This is a genomic window from Xanthomonas theicola (genome assembly GCF_014236795.1).
Classification (GTDB): Bacteria; Pseudomonadota; Gammaproteobacteria; order Xanthomonadales; family Xanthomonadaceae; genus Xanthomonas_A; species Xanthomonas_A theicola.
The window spans coordinates 1,812,454-1,833,800 of record NZ_CP049017.1; the positions used below are offsets into that span (position 1 = coordinate 1,812,454).

The 21,347-nt window shown below is 68.7% G+C and carries 18 protein-coding genes; 9 read left to right on the top strand and 9 right to left on the bottom strand.

Going from position 1 to position 21,347, the window contains the following annotated elements; genetic code table 11:
• Positions 1-12 precede the first annotated feature (12 nt).
• The 3 genes from G4Q83_RS08290 to G4Q83_RS08300 all read left to right on the top strand — a co-directional run bounded on the left by G4Q83_RS08290 (position 13) and on the right by G4Q83_RS08300 (position 4,091).
• A complete protein-coding gene (locus G4Q83_RS08290; RefSeq protein WP_128421782.1) occupies positions 13-2,973 on the top strand; it encodes a Tn3 family transposase in 2,961 nt (986 codons plus the stop codon).
• A 259-nt stretch (positions 2,974-3,232) separates the two neighbouring features.
• Complete coding sequence (locus tag G4Q83_RS08295) at positions 3,233-3,622, top strand: c-type cytochrome (protein WP_128420589.1); 390 nt, start codon at positions 3,233-3,235, stop codon at positions 3,620-3,622.
• A gap of 7 nt (positions 3,623-3,629) precedes the next feature.
• Positions 3,630-4,091, top strand: a complete 462-nt coding sequence (locus G4Q83_RS08300; RefSeq protein ID WP_128420590.1) for a c-type cytochrome — start codon at positions 3,630-3,632, stop codon at positions 4,089-4,091.
• A 241-nt stretch (positions 4,092-4,332) separates the two neighbouring features.
• On the opposite strand, the gene G4Q83_RS08305 is transcribed toward G4Q83_RS08300, so the two are convergent.
• A complete protein-coding gene (locus G4Q83_RS08305) occupies positions 4,333-5,946 on the bottom strand; it encodes a transmembrane repetitive protein (RefSeq protein WP_128420591.1) in 1,614 nt (537 codons plus the stop codon).
• 16 nt (positions 5,947-5,962) lie between these two features.
• Positions 5,963-6,559 carry an NfuA family Fe-S biogenesis protein gene (locus G4Q83_RS08310; protein ID WP_128420592.1) on the bottom strand — a complete coding sequence of 199 codons (597 nt, stop codon included), beginning with the start codon at positions 6,557-6,559 and terminating at the stop codon, positions 5,963-5,965.
• Between the two features lie 91 nt (positions 6,560-6,650).
• On the opposite strand from G4Q83_RS08310, the gene G4Q83_RS08315 reads away from it, so the two are divergent.
• From G4Q83_RS08315 to G4Q83_RS08330, 4 genes are all read left to right on the top strand, one after another.
• Positions 6,651-6,992: a 4a-hydroxytetrahydrobiopterin dehydratase gene (locus tag G4Q83_RS08315; protein WP_128420593.1), complete on the top strand. Its 342-nt coding sequence runs from the start codon at positions 6,651-6,653 to the stop codon at positions 6,990-6,992.
• Between the two features lie 5 nt (positions 6,993-6,997).
• Positions 6,998-7,444, top strand: a complete 447-nt coding sequence (locus G4Q83_RS08320) for an energy transducer TonB (protein WP_128420594.1) — start codon at positions 6,998-7,000, stop codon at positions 7,442-7,444.
• Between the two features lie 113 nt (positions 7,445-7,557).
• Positions 7,558-8,379, top strand: coding sequence for a zinc transporter ZupT (zupT, locus tag G4Q83_RS08325; protein ID WP_128420595.1), 822 nt, complete (start codon positions 7,558-7,560; stop codon positions 8,377-8,379).
• Positions 8,380-8,516: 137 nt separating this feature from the next.
• Positions 8,517-10,319, top strand: coding sequence for a DUF3300 domain-containing protein (locus G4Q83_RS08330; protein ID WP_386273462.1), 1,803 nt, complete (start codon positions 8,517-8,519; stop codon positions 10,317-10,319).
• Between the two features lie 49 nt (positions 10,320-10,368).
• Here G4Q83_RS08330 and G4Q83_RS08335 read toward each other — a convergent pair whose 3' ends face one another.
• The gene (locus tag G4Q83_RS08335) at positions 10,369-11,361 is read right to left on the bottom strand and encodes an RluA family pseudouridine synthase (protein ID WP_128420597.1); all 993 of its coding nucleotides are present in this window, start codon (positions 11,359-11,361) and stop codon (positions 10,369-10,371) included.
• Positions 11,362-11,761: 400 nt separating this feature from the next.
• Between G4Q83_RS08335 and G4Q83_RS08340 the strand changes: the two genes are divergently transcribed.
• Both G4Q83_RS08340 and G4Q83_RS08345 read left to right on the top strand, forming a co-directional pair.
• Positions 11,762-15,250: an Rne/Rng family ribonuclease gene (locus tag G4Q83_RS08340; protein WP_246432376.1), complete on the top strand. Its 3,489-nt coding sequence runs from the start codon at positions 11,762-11,764 to the stop codon at positions 15,248-15,250.
• 10 nt (positions 15,251-15,260) lie between these two features.
• Positions 15,261-15,749 (top strand): hypothetical protein, encoded by a 489-nt coding sequence (locus tag G4Q83_RS08345; RefSeq protein ID WP_128420599.1) that lies wholly within the window; start codon positions 15,261-15,263, stop codon positions 15,747-15,749.
• A gap of 69 nt (positions 15,750-15,818) precedes the next feature.
• Here G4Q83_RS08345 and recO read toward each other — a convergent pair whose 3' ends face one another.
• From recO to lepA, 6 genes are all read right to left on the bottom strand, one after another.
• Positions 15,819-16,619: a DNA repair protein RecO gene (gene recO, locus G4Q83_RS08350; RefSeq protein WP_246432321.1), complete on the bottom strand. Its 801-nt coding sequence runs from the start codon at positions 16,617-16,619 to the stop codon at positions 15,819-15,821.
• Between the two features lie 22 nt (positions 16,620-16,641).
• Complete coding sequence (gene era, locus G4Q83_RS08355; protein WP_128420600.1) at positions 16,642-17,544, bottom strand: GTPase Era; 903 nt, start codon at positions 17,542-17,544, stop codon at positions 16,642-16,644.
• Complete coding sequence (gene rnc / locus G4Q83_RS08360) at positions 17,541-18,221, bottom strand: ribonuclease III (RefSeq protein WP_128420609.1); 681 nt, start codon at positions 18,219-18,221, stop codon at positions 17,541-17,543. Before rnc ends, era begins: the two co-directional genes overlap by 4 nt.
• Positions 18,211-18,588 carry a DUF4845 domain-containing protein gene (locus G4Q83_RS08365; RefSeq protein WP_128420601.1) on the bottom strand — a complete coding sequence of 126 codons (378 nt, stop codon included), beginning with the start codon at positions 18,586-18,588 and terminating at the stop codon, positions 18,211-18,213. Before G4Q83_RS08365 ends, rnc begins: the two co-directional genes overlap by 11 nt.
• 23 nt (positions 18,589-18,611) lie before the next feature.
• Entirely contained in the window at positions 18,612-19,412 is an 801-nt protein-coding gene (gene lepB, locus G4Q83_RS08370) for a signal peptidase I (RefSeq protein WP_128420602.1), read from the bottom strand.
• A gap of 105 nt (positions 19,413-19,517) precedes the next feature.
• Positions 19,518-21,308 carry a translation elongation factor 4 gene (lepA, locus tag G4Q83_RS08375; protein ID WP_170069170.1) on the bottom strand — a complete coding sequence of 597 codons (1,791 nt, stop codon included), beginning with the start codon at positions 21,306-21,308 and terminating at the stop codon, positions 19,518-19,520.
• Positions 21,309-21,347: the final 39 nt, after the last annotated feature.

Sequence of the window (21,347 nt, forward strand, 5' to 3'; positions counted from 1 at the left end):
CTGAGGGGCTGGATGGCGTCGATCGAACGGACCGCATACCCGCAATTCAAGCGCAACCCGGTCGTCCGCGAACTGGTTGCGGCCTACACGCCAACCGACGCTGAGGCGGCCTTCGTTGCCGAGTACACCCGGCAGCCTGCGCACCGCCTGACGCTGACGATCCTGCTCAAGACCTTCCAACGGCTGGGGTATTTCCCCGTATTGGACGAAGTCCCGTCGGCGGTGGTGCGCCATATCCGCAGCGCGCTGAAACTGCGCGTGCAGGTCAAGCCAGCGAGTATTGCCAACGCCTCGCGCTATCGCTACTACCGCCGGATCCGCCAATTCCTGCAGGTCTGGGCCTACAGCGACGGCGGGCTGAAGATTGCGGCACGCGCGGTATACGAAGCCGCTGCGGTGATGGATAACCCGGCGGACCTGATCAACGTGGCCATCGAACAGCTCGTGCGTGATCGCGTCGAGCTGCCGGCGTTCTCCACACTGGATCGCCTGACCCGGCGCATCCGCACGCTGGTCAACGGGCGCTATTTCGCCCAGATCGAGGCTCGGCTGACCATCGACGAAAAACAGCGCCTGGAAGGCCTCCTGCAGGTCGAACAGGGGCGTCAGAAGAGCCCGTTGCACGCGATCAAGCGCCTTCCCAAGCGCTCTTCGCTGCAGCATTTCCAGGAGTTGATCGACCATATCGCCGAACTGGGCGAATTGGTCGGCAGCGAGTTGCACCTGGCGGGCATCCCGGAGGTCAAGCGCAAGCACTTCGCCGCCGAGGCGCGGGCATTGGATGCTTCCGAGCTGCGCAAGTTTCGGCCCGCCAAGCGCTACGCCGTACTGGTGTGCTTGATCCACCGGGCCCGGGTCCGGACGCGCGACGATCTCGCGGAGATGTTCATCAAACGCATGGGGAACATCCACAACCTGGGCCGAGAGGAACTGGAGCGGCTGAGGGCGCGCTATCGCGAGAAGACCGAAGCGATCGTGGCGACGATGTCGGATGTGGTCCGCGTCCTCGACCATCATCGCGGCGACACCGAGGCGGGGCGTGAAATCCGCCGTCTGGTCAACGCCCACGGTGGCGTGCAGATGTTGCAGGCCGACTGCAACGCCATTGCGGCGCATAGTGGCGACAACTACTTGCCCCTGCTGTGGCCATTCTACAAAAGTCATCGCGCCACCATCCTGCGGATGGTGCGTATGCTGGACTTGGCCTCGACCACGGAGGACCGCTCGCTGATCGACGCGATCGAGCTGATCCTGACGCAGGAACGAACCCGCAGCAATTGGTTGGACGAAGCGGTCGATTTGGCGTTCACCACCCAGCTTTGGCGCAAGACCATCGTTCATCGCACCGAACGAGGCGGGGAGCGCATCCACCGGCGTCTGTTCGAGGTTTGTGTGTTCTCATCGCTGGCCAACGAACTGAAATCGGGCGACGTGGCTGTGCGCGGATCGGAAACCTACGCCGACTACCGCGAGCAGTTGCTGCCGTGGGAGCAGTGCGAACCTATGTTGGAGGATTACTGCAAGCAGGTGGGGCTGCCGGCCACGGCCGTGGGCTTCGTCAATGCCTTGCAATCGCGCCTGATGCAGGTCGTCGAGCTTACCGATCAGGGCTATCTGGAGAACGGCCAAGTGGTCATCGGCGAGGATGGCATCCCGGTGCTCAAGCGCAGCAAGGCCAAGGAGATGAGCAACGGGGCCCGCGCCCTAGAAACCGCCGTCCTAGACCGCATGCGCGAACGCAGCGTCATCGAGATCCTGTGCGATGTGGCCCACTGGACGCGCTGGCCCCGGCACTTCGGTCCTCTGTCCGGCTCGGACGCCAAGATCGAGCAACCGACCGAGCGCTACGTCCTCACTGCCTTCACCTATGGTTGCAACCTCGGACCGGCGCAGGCTGCCCGACACCTGCGTGGCGCCGTCTCGGCACACATGCTGTCATTCGTCAACCGCCGGCACGTGGATGCCAACAAACTGGCGGCGGCCTGTCGGGACATCATCAACAGCTACGCCGGCCTGCAGCTCCCCAAATGCTGGGGCGATGGCAAGAGCGCGGCCGCCGACGGCACCAAATACGACCTCTACGACCAGAATCTTCTCGCCTCGTACCACATCCGCTATGGCGGCTACGGCGGCATCGCCTACCACCACGTGTCCGATACGTACGTCGCGCTGTTCAGCCACTTCATTCCGTGCGGTGTCTGGGAGGCGGTCTACATCATCGATGGCCTGCTGAAGAACACCTCCGACATCCAGCCGGACACCGTCCACGCCGACACGCAGGGACAGTCGCTGCCGGTCTTCGGCCTTTCGCATCTGCTGGGCATCCAGCTGATGCCGCGCATCCGCAACTGGCGCGAATACAAGTTCTTCCGCCCCGACGAGGACATTCGCTACGAACACATCGACGCGCTGTTCCGGGACACTGTCGACTGGGATCTGATCGAGACCCACTGGAAGGACCTGATGCAGGTCGTGCTCTCGATCAACACCGGCAAGATCGCGGCCTCGACGTTGCTTCGCAAGCTGGGCAACTACAGCCGCAAGAACCGGCTGTACCAGGCCTTCAAGGCGCTCGGTTCAGCCGTGCGCACCTTGTTCCTGCTGCAGTACATCTCCAACCGCGAGTTGCGCGAACAGATCACCACCTCGACCAACAAGGTGGAGGCCTACAACGGCTTCGCAAAGTATTTCTTCTTCGGCGGGGAAGGGGTGATTGCCGACAACGACCCCGTCGAGCAGGAGAAAGCCGTCAAGTACAACGACCTGGTCTCCAATGCCGTCATCTTCTACAACGTGGTCGAACAGACCCGGATCATGAAGTCTCTGATGCGGCAGGGGTGGAAGATCACGCGAGAGGACGTGGCTTTCCTCAGCCCGTACGTGACCAGCCATGTGAAGCGCTTCGGGGATTACCTGATTGATGTGGAGGCGGTCCCGGAACCGTATGAGACTGAACTGGCATTGGTAGTATAGTTTTGTTGCGCCAAAATATCCGCTAACTCACTGATGCAATGGATGAAATCCGATCTTGTGAGCCATTTTTACACGTATGTCGGCTGAACCCCAAGGTGAATGAGCCAAAGGTCATGGTGCGGGTCATGACCCATTGCATGGCCTCTGCATGGGCATCTCAGGGGCCTGTTTCGGAGCCGCGGAAGGCCAGGCTATACTCGGGTCGTTCCGTGTTCCCCCACGCCGGAACTCCCAGTCCCGTCCTCCGGACCACGAAACCATGCGCACGCAGCCGCTAGCCGCTTGTTTTGCTTTGGCCGTACTCGTTTCCCTCGGGGTCGCCCCGGCAACGGCGCAGACCGCGCCGGCGCCAGCCGCTCCTGCCCCGGTCGCCGCCCCGGCAGTGGCCGCCCCCACCGCCGGCCATGCCGCCAACGGCAAGCTGCTGACCTACACCTGCCAGGGCTGCCACGGGGTCACCGGCTACAAGAACGCGTATCCGAGCTACCGCATTCCCAAGATCGGCGGCCAGTCGGCGCAGTACCTGACCCAGGCGCTGACCGAGTACCGGCTCGGCAAGCGCAAGCACCCGACCATGCAGGCCCAGGCGGAAAGCTTTTCCGACCAGGACATCGCCGACATCGCCGCTTACCTGACCACCCTCAAGTAGCCATCCCATGCCGAACGCCGCGCACGCATCGCGTCCCGCCATCGTCCTGCTTGCTGCCCTGTGGTTGGGGGCGTGTTCGCAATCGCAGGTGGAATCCACCAGCCAGTCCGCCGGCGACCCCGGCCACGCCAGCGGCGAACACGGTTCCGGCTCGTCCGCCGGCCTGCCGGGCGGGCGTGTCGCCGCCGGCCAGACGCTGGCCCACGCCAAGGGCAAGGCCACCGGGCAGAGCTGCATCGACTGCCATGGCGCCGACGGCAACGCGCCCATCGACCCGACCTACCCGAAGCTCGGCGGCCAGTATGGCGACTACCTCGCGCATGCGCTGCAGGCGTACCGCAGCGGCGATCGCCAGCATCCGTTGATGACCCCGCAGGCGACGCCGCTCGCCGACCAGGACATCGCCGACCTGGCGGCGTACTTCGGATCGCGTACCCCCCAGCTGCGCGACCTGCACGATCTGAAGTGAGTGCGACGGCCGGCGTCCCGCCGGTGCCGCCCCCGATTCACATCCATCGACCGACCGCCGGGCATGGCCCTGGCCGGCGCCGTCGGCCGGCGTCCGCCGCGACCGTGCACGGCTCGCGCCTCGCGCTGCGATCGCATGCCGCTGCGCATGGCGGAGCTTGAACGACCGCAGCCGACCGTTGTCGTACGCAAGCCGCGGAGGCGATCGAGCGCCGGCCGGCGCTGCGTGCCGCATGCCGCGCCTACTTCACCTTGCCGTTGTCTTCCTGCAGGCCCGGCTTGAACGGCACCTGCGGCGGCGGCCGCGCACTGGCCGGTTGCTCGCTGCGGTTCGGATCGGTGATGCCGCAGCCGCCGCCCACCTGCAGGATCGAGATCACGCAGGAGATGCTGCTGGTGGTACCCGGGATCGGGATGTTGACGGCCTTGATGCCGCGCCGCACCCACTCTTCCAGCAGCGTCGCGTTCGGCAACCAGTACTTGTCGAATGAGGTCGGCTTGTAGTCGTACGGCGGACGCTTCAGCCACTGGCCGGCATTGGCGATCTGGTCGCGCGACCAACTGTCGGTCTCGGTGCCGGGCGCACCGCGCGGCGGCGCCTTGCCCTGTCCTTCGCCGCCAGGCACGCGCACGCTGCCATCGCCGTTGAACAGGCCATTGCGTTGACTGGCGCCGGCACCGGCGTCGCCGGCGCGGTGGCGTGCCGAGGCACCCCAGTCGTCGCCGCGCTGCGGCGTGGCCCAGCCGCCGTCGCGGGCGACCGCGGCCGGACCGCGGCCTGACGCGGGCGCCTGGCTGCCGGATGCAGCGGCGCCGGTGCCAGCCAGCGTCCGGGTCTCGGCCTTGCCCTGTGCCGCGGTGCTGGCCTGGGTCGCCGCCGACACCGGGGCCGCGGCGTTCGCCGGCGTGCTGGCCGCCGCGTCGGATGGCACCGCGTCCGCAGCTGGCGCAGCCGCCGCGGCGGGCGTCGGCAACTCGATCTGCCGTACCGGCGGGGCCTCCGGCGTGCGCAGCGTCGGTGCGGGATCGCGCAGGCGGATCTGCGGCACCTGCTGCAGCAGCGGCGCCGGCACCTCGCGCGGACGGAGCTGCGCCACGCTTGGCACCGCGGTGATCACCTCGACCTCGCGCACCGGCACCTGCACGCGCGGCGGCACGATCGCGCGCGGCGGCGGCTCCGGTTGGGGCACGCTGGGCGGCGGCAGCACGAAATCGCTGGTCGGCTGCGCGGTCTCGGTGACCTGCAGCGGCTGGTCCGGCGGCGGCGGGCTGGACACGGCTTGCGCCGTCGCCTGAGCCGAGGCCGGAGCCCCGCGTGCGGCGGCCTGTGCCCGAGCCGCAGCTGCCGCGGCCTGGCGCGCACGTACCGCGGCGGCGGCCTGCTGGGCCGCGGCGGTCGCCGCATCCTGGGCGGCCGCGCCACCGCCGGTGTCGGCCGGCGTGCCGCGACCGACGAATTCGACCTGCACGCGCCCGGCGGCCTCGCCTGCGTCCGGGCGCGGCGGCAACCAGCGCACGAAGGCGATCCACAGCAGGAACAACGCGAACAACAGGTGCAGCACCAGGCTGAACAGAGCCGCGATCCGCCGCCACCAGCGCTGGTCGTACGGTGCCGGGTCCCAGCCCTGCCACCACAGGCGGCGCAATGCCTGCCATGCGCGCAGCGCCGGCAACCGCGACACCAGCGCCGGCGCGCGCTGCGGCATCGCCGCGATCACCTGGCCGGAAACGAACCGGCGCGGCGCGGCCGGCTGCGCGCAGATCCAGTGCGCCCACGTGGACGGCAGGCCGGTGCGGCGATCGTGCAGCAACTCGCGCGCCGACAGCGCATCGAGGATGTCGGCAGCACGCGTCACCGGCGTGGCGCGAAGCTCAGGCCGCGGTGCCGCGCGGGATGTACGGCGTGCTGCCACTGTCGTGGTCGGTGGCGTCGCGCACGGCCGTGATGCCCGGCACGCGCCCCATCAGCGTCTTCTCGATGCCCTGCTTGAGGGTCACGTCGGCCATGCCGCAGCCGTGGCAACCGCCGCCGAAGCGCAGCAGCACCACGCCATCAGACGACACCTCCTGCACCGCCACGCGGCCGCCATGCTGGGCCAGCTGCGGATTGACCTCGTTCTCGACCACCCAGCGCACCCGCTCCACCAGCGACGCGGCCTCGCCCGGGGCCTCGCCCTTGATCTTGGGCGCCTTGATCGTCAGTTGCTGGCCGGTGCCCTGGGTGACGTAGTCGATCTCGGCGCCATCCAGCCAGGCGACGCTGTCGGCGGCCACGTACAGGGTGAAGCCGGCGCAGTCGATCGCCCATTCGTCGCCGGCCAGATCAGCGGGCTCGGCGAACTCCAGCCGCGCGTCGGCGCGGGCGGTGCCGGGATCGACCGCGCTCAGGCGCACGCCCATGCCCGGCACGGCCTCGCGTTCGAGCAGTTTGCGGAAATGGGTCTGCGCGGTGTCGGAGATCTGGATCATGCGGTTATTCTAGCGCTTCCACGCCATCGGCTCAGCGCGAACTTGCCCATGGGCGGCGCGTTCGGCCGTCCCGCCGCAGAGGCCCTACAGAATGAACGACCTGATCCCCCTCGAACAGGCCCATTGCGTGTCGTGCAAGGGCAGCGAATACAAGCTCACCCAGGCACGGCTGGCCGAACTGCTGCCGCAGGTGCCGGGCTGGGAACTGGTGGAGAACGGCATGGCGATCAGCCGTACGTTCCGCTTCCCCGACTACTACCGCACGCTGGCGTTTGTGAACGCGCTGGCCTGGATCGCCCACCGCGAGGACCACCATCCCGATCTGGGCGTGCACTACGACCGGGTGGTGGTCCGCTACTCCACCCACGATGTCGGCGGGCTCAGCGAAAACGATTTCATCTGCGCCGCCAAGGCGTCGGCCCTACCGGAATGAACCCCATGCCCGCCGCATCCTACCGCTGCACCCTTGCCACCGCCTCCTGCCTGCCGCTCGCCGCGGCGCTGCTGCTCGGCGGCTGCGGCAGCGCCGAGCAAACCCAGACCCAGAGCGTGGCGGTCGCGCCGACCGAGGTCGCCGCCGTCCAGACCCCGCCGCCGGACTATCCGATCGAACTGGCCTGCGCCGGACTCGGCGGCAAGGCGGTGTTGAGCGTGGTGATCGGCGTGCAGGGCAAGCCGACCGAAGTGACGCTGGTCACCAGCAGCGGCCAGCCCGGGCTCGATGCGTCGGCGCAGCAGCGCGTGCGCGAATGGCTTTTCAAACCAGCCACGCGCAATGGCCGGGCGGTGCCGTGGACGATCCAGATCCCGGTCAGCTTCAATCCGCCGCAACCGCGTCCGGACCGCTGCTTCGCGCTCGACGCGCAGGCGCACCCGTCCGGCTGAGCGCGGCCGGCAGGCCGACTGCGCGCACCGCCGCCAAGGCGCTGCGTCGCCGTCATGTTCGCCAGCCTCGCGCCCGCTTTCACCCCCGTCTCGACACAGGAGCTGCCTGGCGCATGCTGGATATTCCCTCGCACAACGTGTGGATCGCCCTAACGGTGACCCTGGCCGCCGGTCTGGCCACCGGCCTGGGCAGCGTCCTGGTGCTGTTCAGCAAGGGACCCAACCCGCGCCTGCTCGCCTTCGGCCTGGCCTTCGCCGGCGGCGCGATGGTGTACGTGTCGCTGACCGAGATCCTCGGCAAGTCGGTCGCCGCCTTCAGCCAGGCGTTCGATCCGCGCCTGGGCTACGCCTACGCCACGCTGACATTCCTGGCCGGCATGGCACTGATCGTGGTGATCGACAGGCTGGTGCCCAACCCGCACGAAAGCCTCAACGCCCAGGATCCGCTGTTCCGCGCCGACAACCGCGCCTATGTCAAGCGCGTCGGCCTGCTGACCGCGGTGGCGATCACCGCGCACAACTTCCCTGAAGGCCTGGCCACGTTCTTCGCCACCCTGGAGAGCCCCACCGTGGGCATGCCGCTGGCGTTCGCGATCGCCGTACACAACATTCCCGAAGGCATCGCCATCGCGGTGCCGGTGCACTACGCCACCGGGCGCAAGTCCTACGCCTTCGCCGCCAGCCTGCTGTCGGGCCTGGCCGAGCCGATCGGCGCGCTCATCGGCTATGTGGCGCTGGCCCGGTTCCTGTCCGAAGCGATCTTCGGCACGGTGTTCGGGCTCATCGCCGGGGTGATGGTGTTCCTGGCCCTGGACGAACTGCTGCCGGCGGCCAAGCGCTACGCCAAGGGCCACGAGACCGTGTACGGGCTGGTCGCCGGCATGGCCACGCTGGCGCTGAGCCTGGTGCTGTTCCGCCTGTCCACCACGCCCTGAGCCGGGCGCCGCACGCTGGCTGAACGGACGCCGGCGCGGCCGGTGTGGCGGCGCGTTGCAGAAAGCTTGCAGACATGCAACACAGAGCATCCTGCGCGCATCTTCCGAACGCCACGTCGAAAAGGTGCAGCATGGAGATCCGCCGTCCCCTGCCGTCACCGAAGTTGGCGCTGGCGCTGGCCACCGCGGCAAGCGTGCTGGCGCTGAGTGCGTGCCAACGGCAACCGTCGCCCGCCCCGACCGCGACCGCGGCGACCGCCGCCGCCCCCGCGCCCGCTCCCTATGTGCCGCCCAGCGCCGAGCAGCTGTACAAGCTGGTGGCGCCGATCGCGCTGTTCCCCGACAAGCTGCTCGCGCAGACGCTGGCCGCCTCGGTGTATCCCAATCAGGTCAGCGATGCCCAGGGCTGGCTGCGCAGCAACAGCGGCCTGGCCGCGGCCGACCGCCTGCAGGCGGCGGCGCAACCATGGGATCCCAGCGTCAAGGCGCTGACCGCGTTTCCCGACGTGATCGACCAGCTGGCCGGCAACGGCGACTGGACCCGCGCGCTCGGCGACGCCTACGCGCACGACCCCAACGAGGTCCTCGACGCGATCCAGGTCATGCGCGGTCGCGCGCAGGCGCAGGGCCATCTGCGCAACACGCCGCAGCAACGGGTGCAGGTGGTGCGGCGTACGGTGGTGGAGCCGGTTTATGCGGACGAGCGGATCCCGCCGCCGAGCCAGACCATCGTCATCGAGCCGGCGCAGCCGGATGTGGTCTACGTGCCGCGCTACGACCCGGAGGTGGTGTACGGCGCCCCGGTCGACGTCTACCGCGAGTACCGCTACCACCCGCGGTACTACAGCGAGGGCGACCTGGTGACCGCCGGGATCATTTCCTTCGGCGTCGGCGTACTGGTCGGCGACGCGCTGGAGCACCACCACCATGGCCCGCTGGGCTGGCTGGAACCGGAACCGGCCTGGCACCGCTGGGGCTGGAACAGCTGGGGCATGAACTGGAACGCGCCGCCCTCGGCGCCGCACTACGTGGTCTACCAGAACCGCGTCTACGCGCCGCGTACCACCATCGTCAACAACATCACCAACAACCGGATCGACGCGCGCAGCTTCGTGCGCAACGACAACCGCAGCGTTCCGCAGCAGGCGGCGTTGGCGGCGATGCCAGCGGCGGCGGCGGCCGCGGCGCTGGCGCCGCACATGGCCCAGAACCCGCACGGCCCCGCGCCGCAGTTCGCACCGGCGGCGGCGGCGGCGCCACGCCGCGCGGTCGACTATGCACAGCTGTCCACGCCGCATTTCAACGAACGGATGCTGCAGCCGGGCCGTCCGGTCGCGGCGAACGTGGCGCAGCGGCCGCCGCTGTCCGGGCTGGGCGGCCCGACCGCCGCCGGCGTCGCGCGCGATGCGCGCGCGCAGCCTGCATTCGCGCAATCGCCGCACGCACCGATGCCGATGTCCGCAACCGATCCCCGCCACGCCATGCCGATGGCCAACGCCGCCGCAGCGCAACGGCGCGACCTGCCGCAGGCGCCGCACGCCAACGCGCCGATGCCGATGGGGAACATGCAGATGGCGCATGCAGCGCCGGCGCGCGCGATGTCCATGCCGGCGCCGCAACGGGAGGATCCACGTGCGCAGCAGGCCCGATTCGCCCAGCCCGAGCCGCCGCGGCAGGCACCGCACCAGTTCGCCGCCTTCAACGCGCAAGCGCCGGCACCCGCGCACCGCGAGGCACCGATGCGGGAGTTCCCTGAGCGTGTTCAGGCCATGCCGCGACAGGAACAGCAGCGGCCACCGATGCAGGAGCAACGCATGGCCAGGGTCGCGCCGCCGCGACCGCTACCGATGCACGCAGCCGAGCCGCGTCCTGCCCCGCATCCGGCACAGGCGCACTCCGACCCGCACCATGACCACGACCACGACAAGCACAACGGCTGAATCTCGCCGGCCGGGCGATCCGCAGCGGGTCGTCCGGCCGGCGCCTGGGTCAGCCGCCCAGGCGGTTCAGCGCCTCGGTCAGCTCGTCGGCCAGCGGCGCATTCAATAGATACGGGGTCTTGCCGCCGTCGAGGGTGAATTCCAGCGACGCGGCATGCAGGAACAGGCGCTTGAGCCCGATCTGTTCGCGCAGCCGCTTGTTGACCGCCGGATCGCCGTACTTGTCGTCGCCGGCGACCGGATGCCCCAGATGCTGGGCATGCACGCGGATCTGGTGGGTGCGGCCGGTCTCGATCCGCACCTCGCAATAGGAATGCCCGTCGCGCCGCTCCAGCACCCGGAAATGGCTCAACGAGGGCTTGCCGGCCGCGTTCACTTGCACGTGGCGCTCACCGCCCTGGCGCAGGCCGATGTGCAGCGGCGCATCCACGCTCATCACCCCGTCGGGCATGCGCCCGACTAGCAGGGTCAGGTAGCGCTTGCTGATGCCGCGGCCCTCGACCCGGTCGTCCTCGCGCAGCAGCGCCTGCATCTCGGTCAGCACCGAGCGCTTCTTGGCGACGATCAGCAACCCGGAGGTGTCGCGGTCGAGCCGGTGCACCAGTTCCAGGGTCTGGTTGGGTCGCAACGCGCGCAGCGTCTCGATCGCGCCGAAGCCGATCCCGCTGCCGCCGTGGCTGGCGACCCCGGAGGGCTTGTTCAGCGCCAGCAGCCGCGCGTCCTCATACACGATCGCCGCCTCCAGGCGGGCCATGAACCCGTCCGGCGGCGCGGTCTTCTCGCCCTCCTCGTTCAACCGTACCGGCGGGATCCGCACCTCGTCGCCCGCCTCAAGCTTGCGCTCGGCCTTGGTGCGGCCGCCGTTGACCCGGACCTGGCCGCTGCGCATCAGCTTGTAGATCAGGCTGCGCGGGGCGCCCTTGAGCTGGCCGAGCAGGAAATTGTCCACGCGCTGTCCGGCCCGGTCTTCCGGGACCTTGAGAATGCGCACCGCGCTGGTCGCGACGTCGCGCGGCTTGGGAGGGGACGGGGGGGAAGTCATCGGGCAGTTTATTCTGTTACACTCGGGGGGCGAGATAAGGGTTTGATTTCGTTGGAAGTTAGCGCAGGGCCAGAAGCCCGGCTTGCAACGATTCCGGCACAGTGCGCGACCACCGCCCCCGGGGCGGCCATGTTAGCGGCTCACCGGCCTACCCGGCCATCGCCGGACGCCACCAGCGTCCGCGCTGAACATGCCCCGTGCGGCGTCCAGCCTGGCTGGAGTCGCCGCCGGTCCTGAACCACCTTAAAAGAAGCGCTCCCGCGGCTCGCCGTGGTGTCGTAGCGCTGGAAGCTCAAGCCTCCCTCCCCGCGCATGCGCGATGGGCGGCGAAGCGTGACCAGAAGCGAAACCCCATGGCGTTCCGCGCGGTAGCAGCGCGAGGAACGCAACAATGAAGCGAATGCTGATCAACGCCACGCAGGCGGAAGAGCTGCGTGTGGCCATCGTGGACGGCCAGACCCTGTACGACATCGACATCGAGCAGCCGTCCAAGGAACAGAAGAAGTCCAACATCTACAAGGGCCGCATCACCCGGCTCGAACCCTCGCTCGAAGCGGCCTTCGTCGAATACGGCGGCGAGCGCCACGGCTTCCTGCCGCTGAAGGAAATCTCCCGCGATTACTTTCAGGCCGGCGTCGACCACAACAAGGCGACGATCCGCGAGCTGCTGCGCGAGGGCCAGGAAGTGGTGGTCCAGGTGGACAAGGAAGAACGCGGCAACAAGGGCGCCGCGCTGACCACGTTCATCTCGCTGGCGGGCCGCTACATGGTGCTGATGCCGAACTCGCCCAGCGCCGGCGGCGTCTCGCGCCGGATCGAGGGCGAGGACCGCGCCGCGCTGAAGGAAGCGCTGGACAAGCTGAACATCCCCGACGACATGGGCGTGATCATCCGCACCGCCGGCGTCGGCCGCGACGCCGAAGAGTTGCAGTGGGATCTGGACTACCTGCTGCAGGTGTGGAAGTCGATCGCCGAGGCCGCGCTGGCCAAGCCGGCGCCGTTCCTGATCTACCAGGAATCGCGGCTGATCATCCGCGCCCTGCGCGACTACCTGCGCGCCGACATCGGCGAGATCCTGGTCGATACCGTCGAGATGTACGGCGATGCCCAGGAGTTCATGCAGCAGGTGATGCCGCAGAGCCTGCGCAAGCTCAAGCACTACACCGACGATATCCCGCTGTTCAACCGCTTCCAGATCGAATCGCAGATCGAGGCGGCCTACGAGCGCAGCGTGCGCCTGCCGTCCGGCGGCTCGATCGTGGTCGACCAGACCGAGGCGCTGACCGCGGTGGACGTCAACTCCTCGCGCGCGACCAAGGGCAGCGACATCGAGGACACCGCGTTTCAGACCAACCTGGAGGCGGCCGAAGAGGTCGCGCGCCAGCTGCGCCTGCGCGACCTCGGCGGCCTGGTGGTCATCGACTTCATCGACATGGCCTCCAACAAGCACCAGCGCGAGGTCGAGAACCGCCTGCAGAACGCGCTCAGGTACGATCGCGCGCGGGTGCAGATCGGCCGCATCTCGCGTTTCGGCCTGCTCGAGATGAGCCGCCAGCGCCTGCGCCCGTCGCTGGGCGAGTCCAGCCAGATCGTGTGCCCGCGCTGCGACGGCCATGGCCGCATGCGCAGCGTCGAGTCGCTGTCGCTGTCGATCATCCGCGTCGCCGAAGAGCACGCGATGAAGGAGAACACCGGGCAGGTGCTGGTGCAGGCCCCGGTGGAGATCGCCAACTACCTGCTCAACGAGAAGCGCCGCGCGCTCAGCGAGATCGAGAAGCGCCACGACGCGCCGATCGTCATCGTCGCCGACGAGCAGTTGCACACCCCGCACTACGAAGTGACCCGCCTGCGCGAGAACGAACTCGCCGAGGAAAGCGCCAAGCCCAGCTACCAGCGCAACACCCCGCGCAAGCTGCCGGTGCACACGCTGACCAAGGCGCAGCTGAACATTCCGACCGCGCCCGCCGTGACCCATGTGAAGCATTCACAGCCGGCCCCGGTGCGCGAAGTGGTCGACGTGCCGGAACCGGTCGCCGCCCCCGCGCCGGTCCCGGCGCCCGTGCCCGTCGCCGTCCCCGCCAGCGGCGTGGTCGGCTGGCTGAAACGGATCTTCGGCGCCGGCGAAAGCCCGGCGCCGGTGCCGGCCGCGAGCGAACCGGCACAGCGGCAGCGCGCCCACGACGGCAACCGCAACCGCAACGACCGCGGCGAGCGCAACGCGCGCCGCGACGGCAGCCGCAACGGCGGCCAGGGTGGCAACGCCGCGCGCGGCAACGGCAACGTCCGCCGCGACGAGCGCCGTCCAAGCAATGGCGGCGGCAACGTGCAGGGTGGCCAGCCGCACCTTGCGGCCAAGCCGCCGCGCAACGAGCAGGCACCGCAGCAGGCCAAGCCGCAACAGCCCAAGGCGCCGAGGCAGCAGCCGCAGAACCCGCCGCGCCAGCCCAAGCCGCAGCAGGAACCGGTACAAGCCCTGGCGCACAGCGACAAGCCGCAGCGCCAGCCGCGTCCGGACGAGGGCGTGGCCAAGCCCGCCACGGCACCGGCGGCCGCCACTGCAGCGCAGGATGCCACCACGATCGCGGTGGCTGTCCTGGCCGGTGGTGGCGCCGCACTGAGCAGCGAGGCGCCGGCCAGCGAGGTCAACAGCAGCACCATCGCCGCACCGGTAGCCGCGCCGCAAGCGAGCGCGGCACAGGTGAGCGTCGACGAACGCGAGAGCGCAGCGGAGACCGCGCAGGCCGTCCCGGTCGGCGACAATGGCGACAATGGCGAAGCCGACGAGGCCAGTGCCGAGGCCGGTGGCCGCCGCCGGCGCGGCCGGCGCGGCGGCCGACGCCGTCGTCGCGGCAACAGCGACGCCGGCAGCGGCAGCGGCAGTGAAGCGGCGGGATTGGACGACATCGAACTGGATGCCGGCGACAGCGACGGCGAAACCACGCCGGCGCCGAGCCGCAGCCAGCCCGAGTTCGACTTCGACGACGATGCCGTCTTGGCCGAAAGCGCCGCCGCCAAGCCGCAGCAGGCGCTGCGCGCGCCGCGGGAAAAGCGCGGGCCGCAGCCGCGCCGCGAGCGTGCGGCCGCGCAGGCGTCGGACACCGCCGTTGCGGGGGCGTTGCCGCCAACCGAAGCCAACGTCGCTCCGGCCCAAGCGACGCCGGTTGCCGCAGCCGCAGCGATCACAGCGGCTCCTGCCGTTGCCGCACCGCTGCCTGTCGCCAACGCGCCGGCAGCGCCGGTGAGGCCACCGGTCGCGGCAGCGCCGTTGCCGCCCGTCAGCGAGGCGCCGGGCGCGCGCGCCGAGGCAATGCCTGCGCCGACACCAGCGCCGCCGTCGCGCACTGAGCCGGCCACCATCGATCCGAGGCCGATCGACGCTGCCGGGCCGTCGGCGCCTGTCGTCGAGCAGCCCGCTCCGCTCGCCGCAGCGACGCCGGCGGCGGAAGCGGATGCCGACGCAGCACCGGTCACGCCGGCCGACGCGCCGGCGACGGTCTCCAGGTCGGCCGCCGGGCCGCAGCAGAACGCTGCAGCGGCGCCGCCGCCGCTGGCCGAGGAAAAAGCACGCGCCAAGCCGGCCTATGCGCCGATGCAGACCACGCTGCTGGACGCCCTCCCCGAGCAAGCGGCCGCCACGGTCGAACCTGGACCGGCGCCGACCCAGGCACCGGTCGCAGCGGCAGCGGTACCGAAGGACGGCAGCGAGAGCGGCCGCGCCAGCGACGCCGCACCGGCGTCCGCTGCGGCGGCCGGCGGTACCGGCCTGTTCGGCGCACCGCCCGCGCCAGCGACGAATGCACCGGTCGCCGTTGCCCAGCAGCAGCCGCACAACAAAGCAGACAGCGGCGAGAGCGACGACCACCAGAAGCACAAGGAGCGCGCAAGCTGATCCGGCGCCCTTGCTCGCACCAAAAACAGAGCGGCCTTCGGGCCGCTTTTTTTGTTCGCTCTTGATGGAACGCGCATCGTTCCTGCACACGATGCGAAATATGGTGGGGCGCGCACGCCACGCCGGCGTCGTCGTCGACGCGACCTCGCACTGCGATGCGCCGATGGCCGCCAAGGCATCCGCGGTCCGGATACCGCTGCTGCGGGAGCAGCTTCGCACGGCGCGTCTTGTCCGCAGTGTCTTCGCGAACGAAGTGTTCCTACAGGGTGCAACGGCTTGCGTCGACCATTGCCGGGTGCAAGCGCTCGCCGCATATAAAAAAAAAAAACGTCACAACGCCCGCAACCTGCCTTACCCGAGAATTTCCTGCCGCGCGGCAGGGCCACAACGCGCCCAGCGCCACGTGGCCGACTCCATCGCAACGCTTCGTTGGATGATCGCCATCCAAATCAGCGCGAAGCTGCTCGACAGAAAGGCAAATCTACGCAGCCATATTTAATGGCACAGTAGGATTAGGGCATAGGCCGTACAGCGCCGCCGACCCGACCCAACATCCAGGCACCTGATGTCAGCGACGCGACCTGACCGACGGCGTCCCTTGGTGCACTTCCGGTTCCGCGCCAGCCGGCGCCATGGTCGCCGCCGCAGCGGCATTGCCTTGGCGCAGATCCTCCAGCATCTCCCACGACTTCAGGCCGCGCCCACCCAGGTGGTGCAGCAGCACCACGCGCATGCCGCGGCGCAGGCTGGGCAGGTCCTCCACCAGCGGCATCTCGTCGGCGGCCAGCGCCAGCAGCGCGCGGCCGGTGGCCATGCCGCTACGCTGGTCGTGGCCGCGGTCGCCGAGCAGGCGGCGAGGACCGTGTTCGGCATCCAGCACGTAGCGCGCGGCCGGGTCGATCGGCTCGCCGTCGCCGTCGTGGCGCAGGTCGAAGCCGACGCCCAGCGCATCAAGCAGGTCGCGCTCGAAGCAGCGCAACGTCCACGCCAGCGGCGCCTCGGCCGCGAGCCGCGTGCGCACCCGCGCGTAGGCCAGGTACAGATCCGGTGCAGGATCGTCGCGCGGCGCCAGGCGCAGGGTCAGTTCGTTGATGTAGAACCCGGCGAGCATACCGTCCCCGCTCAGCCGCGGCGCCGTGTCCACCGCCTCGGCGGCGCGCAGTTGGGCCAGCTCGCCGCGGCGCTGCGCGCTGAAGCGGATCGACTGCAGCGGCTGCAGCGCTGCGCGCAACGGCTGCTTCTTCGGCCCCTGCACGCCGCGCGCCAGTACGCCCAGGCGGCCGTACCGCGCGCTCAACACTTCGACCAGCAGGCTGGTCTCGCGCCAGGGGCGCGCATGCAGGACGAAGGCGGGTTCGTGTTCTATCAAAGCCGGGACTCGGGGCCCGGCTTCATTCGCCGTACCCGAACGCCTTCAGCGCGGCCTCGTCGTCGGACCAGCCCTCGCGTACACGGACCCAGGTTTCCAGGAACACCTTGGCGCCGAACAGGCGCTCCATCTGTTGCCGGGCCTTGCCGCCGATGTCCTTCAGGCGGGTGCCGCCCTTGCCGATCACGATCGCCTTCTGGCCCTCGCGCTCGACCCAGATCACCGCGCCGATGCGCAGCAGCGCGCCGTCCTCGGCGAAGCGTTCGATCTCCACCGTGGTCGCGTACGGCAGTTCCTCGCCGAGCTGGCGCATCAGTTGCTCGCGCACCAGCTCGCCGGCCAGGAAGCGCTGGCTGCGGTCTGTGATCTCGTCCTCGCCGAACATCGCCGGCGCCTCCGGCACCAGCGCCAGCAGGTCGCGCACCAGCGCCTCCAGGCCCTTGCGCTTGAGCGCGGAGATCGGGTGCACCGCGGCGAAGCGGCGGCCGTCGCTGACCTGCTGCAGGAACGGCAGCAGCGCGGTCTTGTCCTTGAGCCGATCGACCTTGTTCACCACCAGCACCACCGGGATGCCGGAATCGCTGAGCACGTTGAACGCCAGCGTGTCCTCCTCGTCCCAGCGCCCGGCCTCGATCACCAGCAGGCCGGCATCCACGCCTTCCAGCGCGCCACGCGCGGCGCGGTTCATGACCCGGTTCATCGCCCGCTTCTGCTCGCGGTGCAGCCCGGGGGTGTCGACCAGCACCAGTTGCCCTTGCGGGAAACTGGCGATGCCCAGCAAGCGGTGTCGGGTGGTCTGCGGGCGATTGGAGACGATGCTGACCTTGGCCCCCACCAGGGCGTTGGTCAGGGTGGACTTGCCCACGTTGGGGCGGCCGATCACGGCCACGCTGCCATTGCGGGAAGGGGACGCTTGCTCGTTCACTTGCTCGAATCCAGTTGCTCGATGGCGGCGGCGGCGGCCTGTTGTTCGGCCAGCCGCCGCGAGGTGCCCTGGCCGTCGGTGAAGAGGGCAGGCTCGGCGAGTACGCAGCGTACCCGGAATAGCTTGGCGTGTTCGTCGCCGGTTTCGCTGATCAGTTCGTATGCCGGCAGGGTCCGCTGGCGGGCCTGCAGCCATTCCTGCAGGCGGGTCTTGGCATCCTTCTCGGCCTTGCCCACCGGCAGTGCGGCCAGCGCCGCCTCGAACCAGGGCAGGATCGCCGCACGGCAGGCCTCGAACCCGGCGTCCAGGTAGATCGCCGCGACCACCGCCTCGACCGCGTCGGCCAGGATCGAATCGCGACGATGCCCGCCGGACTTCATCTCGCCCGGCCCCAGGGTCAGCCGCTCACCCAGCTGCAGCTGGCGGCCGATGCCGGCCAGCGAGGCCTCGCGCACCAGTTCGGCGCGAGCGCGAGTCAGCGCGCCTTCGTCGGCCTTGGGCCAGCGCCGGTACAGCGCCTCGGCGATCAGCTGGTTGACGATGCTGTCGCCGAGGAATTCCAGCCGCTCGTTGTGCGGCGCGCCGGCGCTGCGATGGGTCAGCGCCTGTGCCAGCAGCTGCGGGTCGGCGAAGCGGTGACCGATGCGGTCGCCGCGCAGGATGGTTTTACTCGCCACCACGCGTCGTCAGGTCCTGGGTGATGTCGAACTTGCCGACCACGTCCAGGTTGGCGAGCAGCGGCTTGCGCACTTCGTAGGCCACATGCATCTTCCAGCCCGAATCGATGCGGTCGAACTTGACGTCGTCCGGCTGCACGCTGCCCGAGTAGCTGATGTCCAGGCGGCGGAACAGCAGCAACTTCGCCTGCGCCGGATCCATGTCGGCGCTGCCGGCCTCGGCGGCCAGTCCTTTCATTGCCGAGCGCACCGCGTAGTACTCCATGTACATCGGGAACAGCTTCATGCCGATGTAGGCGAAGAACCCGACCACCGCCAGCACCACCACGAACGAGGTCAAGGTCATGCCGCTTTGCTTGTACTTCATTGCGCTTCCCCTTCCGCCATAAATCACTGGATACCGGTCCCGATCCGCGAGGGATCGAAACTGCCGCTGCAGAACCAGCCTTCGCAATTGAGCCAGACCAGGAACGCCTTGCCGCGCAGGTTCTCCTCGGGCAGGAAGTGGGTCTGGGTCCAGAACCGGCTGTCCTCGCTATTGTCGCGATTGTCGCCCATCACGAAATACTGGCCCGGCGGCACCACCCAGTCGCCCTGGCCGGCCGGATTGTTGCGGTCCAGCCATTCCAACTCGGTATGGGTGCGGCCCGGCAGGTACTCGGTGAGCAGCGTGGCGCCGGTCATCTCCGCGCCCTTGCCCTTGCCGACGTACTCGCCGCGGACCTGGTACTCCATCGGCGTGCCGTTGATGTACAGGGTATCGCCGTGGAAGCCAATGCGGTCGCCGGGCAGGCCGACGACGCGCTTGATCCAGTTCTCGTCCGGCTTGTGCGGCGGCTTGAACACCACCACGTCGCCGCGCCTAGGCTCGCCGGTGGGAATGAACTTGGTGTTGGTGATCGGCAGGCGGAAGCCGTAGGCGAACTTGTTGACCAGGATGAAATCGCCGATCAGCAGGTTGGGCATCATCGAGCTCGACGGAATCTTGTACGGCTCGGCGATGAAGCTGCGCAGGATCAGCACCACCGCCAGCACCGGGAAGAACGCCCGCGAGTAATCCACGATCACCGGCTCGGTGTCCAGCAGGCCGGCGCGCGCGGCGCGGCGCTTGGCGAAGAACAGCTTGTCCAGCAACCAGATGATGCCGGTGGCGGAGGTCAGGATCACCAGCGCGATTTCAAACCATTTCATTCTTGTTCCTTTGGAACGGGATTTGGGATTGGGGATGAAGGGATTCGGCAGAGCGGGACATCGGACAGGCTTGCGCGCTTGCCAATCCGCAATCCCCAATCCCGGCTACTTATCCATCTGCAGCACGGCCAGGAAGGCTTCCTGCGGGATTTCCACGCGGCCGACCTGCTTCATGCGCTTCTTGCCTTCCTTCTGCTTTTCCAGCAGCTTCTTCTTGCGCGAAACGTCGCCACCATAGCACTTGGCCAGCACGTTCTTGCGCATCGCCTTGACCGTGCTGCGCGAGATGATCTGCGAGCCCACCGCGGCCTGGATCGCCACGTCGAACATCTGCCGCGGGATCAGGTCCTTCATCTTTTCGCATAGCTCGCGGCCGCGCCGGTCGGCATGGCTGCGGTGCACGATGATCGACAGCGCATCGACCTTGTCGCCGTTGATCAGCGTATCCACGCGCACGAACGGGCCGGCGTCGAAGCGCAGGAAGTGATAGTCCAGCGAGGCATAACCGCGCGACACCGACTTGAGCTTGTCGAAGAAGTCCAGCACCACCTCGGCCATCGGCAGTTCGTAGCTGATCTGCACCTGGCTGCCCAGGTAGTTGATGCCGATCTGGCTACCGCGCTTCTCCTCGCACAGGGTGATGATGTTGCCGACGTAGTCGGGCGGCGTGAGGATGTTGGCGCGGATGATCGGCTCGCGGATCTCCTCGACATTGTTCAGCGGCGGCAGCTTGGACGGGTTGTCCATCGGGATCACGCTGCCGTCGGTCTTGAGCACCTCGTAGACCACGGTCGGCGCGGTCGAGATCAAGTTGAGGTTGTACTCGCGCTCCAGCCGCTCCTGCACGATCTCCATGTGCAGCATGCCGAGGAAGCCGCAGCGGAAGCCGAAGCCCATCGCCTCGGAGCTTTCCGGCTCGAAGCGCAGCGCCGCGTCGTTCAGGCGCAGCTTGTCCAGCGCCTCGCGCAGGTCGGGGTAGTCCTCGGCATCGACCGGGAACAGGCCGGCGAACACGCGCGGCTGCATTTCCTGGAAACCCGGCAGCGCGTGCGGCGCCGGGTCGGCCGCCAGGGTCAGGGTGTCGCCGACCGGCGCGCCGTGCACGTCCTTGATCGAGGCGTTGATCCAGCCCACCTCGCCGGCGCCCAACGCGGGCAACTCCTTGCGCTTGGGGGTGAACACGCCGACCTTGTCGACCAGGTGGGTGCGGCCGGTGGACATCACCAGGATCTTGCTGCCCGGCTTGATCTCGCCCTGCATGACCCGCACCAGCGAGACCACGCCCAGGTAGTTGTCGAACCACGAGTCAATGATCAACGCCTGCAGCTTGTCGGTGTCGCGCGGCGCCGGCGGCGGGATGCGCTGCACGATCGCTTCCAGCACCGCGTCCACGTTCAGGCCGGTCTTGGCGCTGACCGCGACCGCGTCCTCGGCGTCGATGCCGATCACCGCTTCGATCTCGGCCTTGGCGCGGGCGATGTCGGCGGTGGGCAGGTCGATCTTGTTGAGCACCGGCACCACTTCCAGGCCCTGCTCCACCGCGGTGTAGCAGTTGGCCACCGACTGTGCTTCCACGCCCTGCGCGGCGTCGACCACCAGCAGCGCGCCCTCGCAGGCGGCCAGCGAGCGGCTGACCTCGTAGGAGAAGTCGACGTGGCCGGGGGTGTCGATGAAGTTCAGGTGGTAGACCTGCCCGTCCTTGGCCGTGTACGGCAAGGACACCGACTGGGCCTTGATGGTGATGCCGCGTTCGCGCTCGATCGGGTTGGAGTCGAGCACCTGCGCTTCCATCTCGCGCGCCTGCAGGCCGCCACAGAGCTGGATGATGCGATCGGCCAGGGTCGATTTGCCATGGTCGACGTGGGCGATGATGGAGAAATTGCGGATGTTCCGCATCGAATCGGAGGACATGAGGTGGGCGGCGGCCAGGACCGT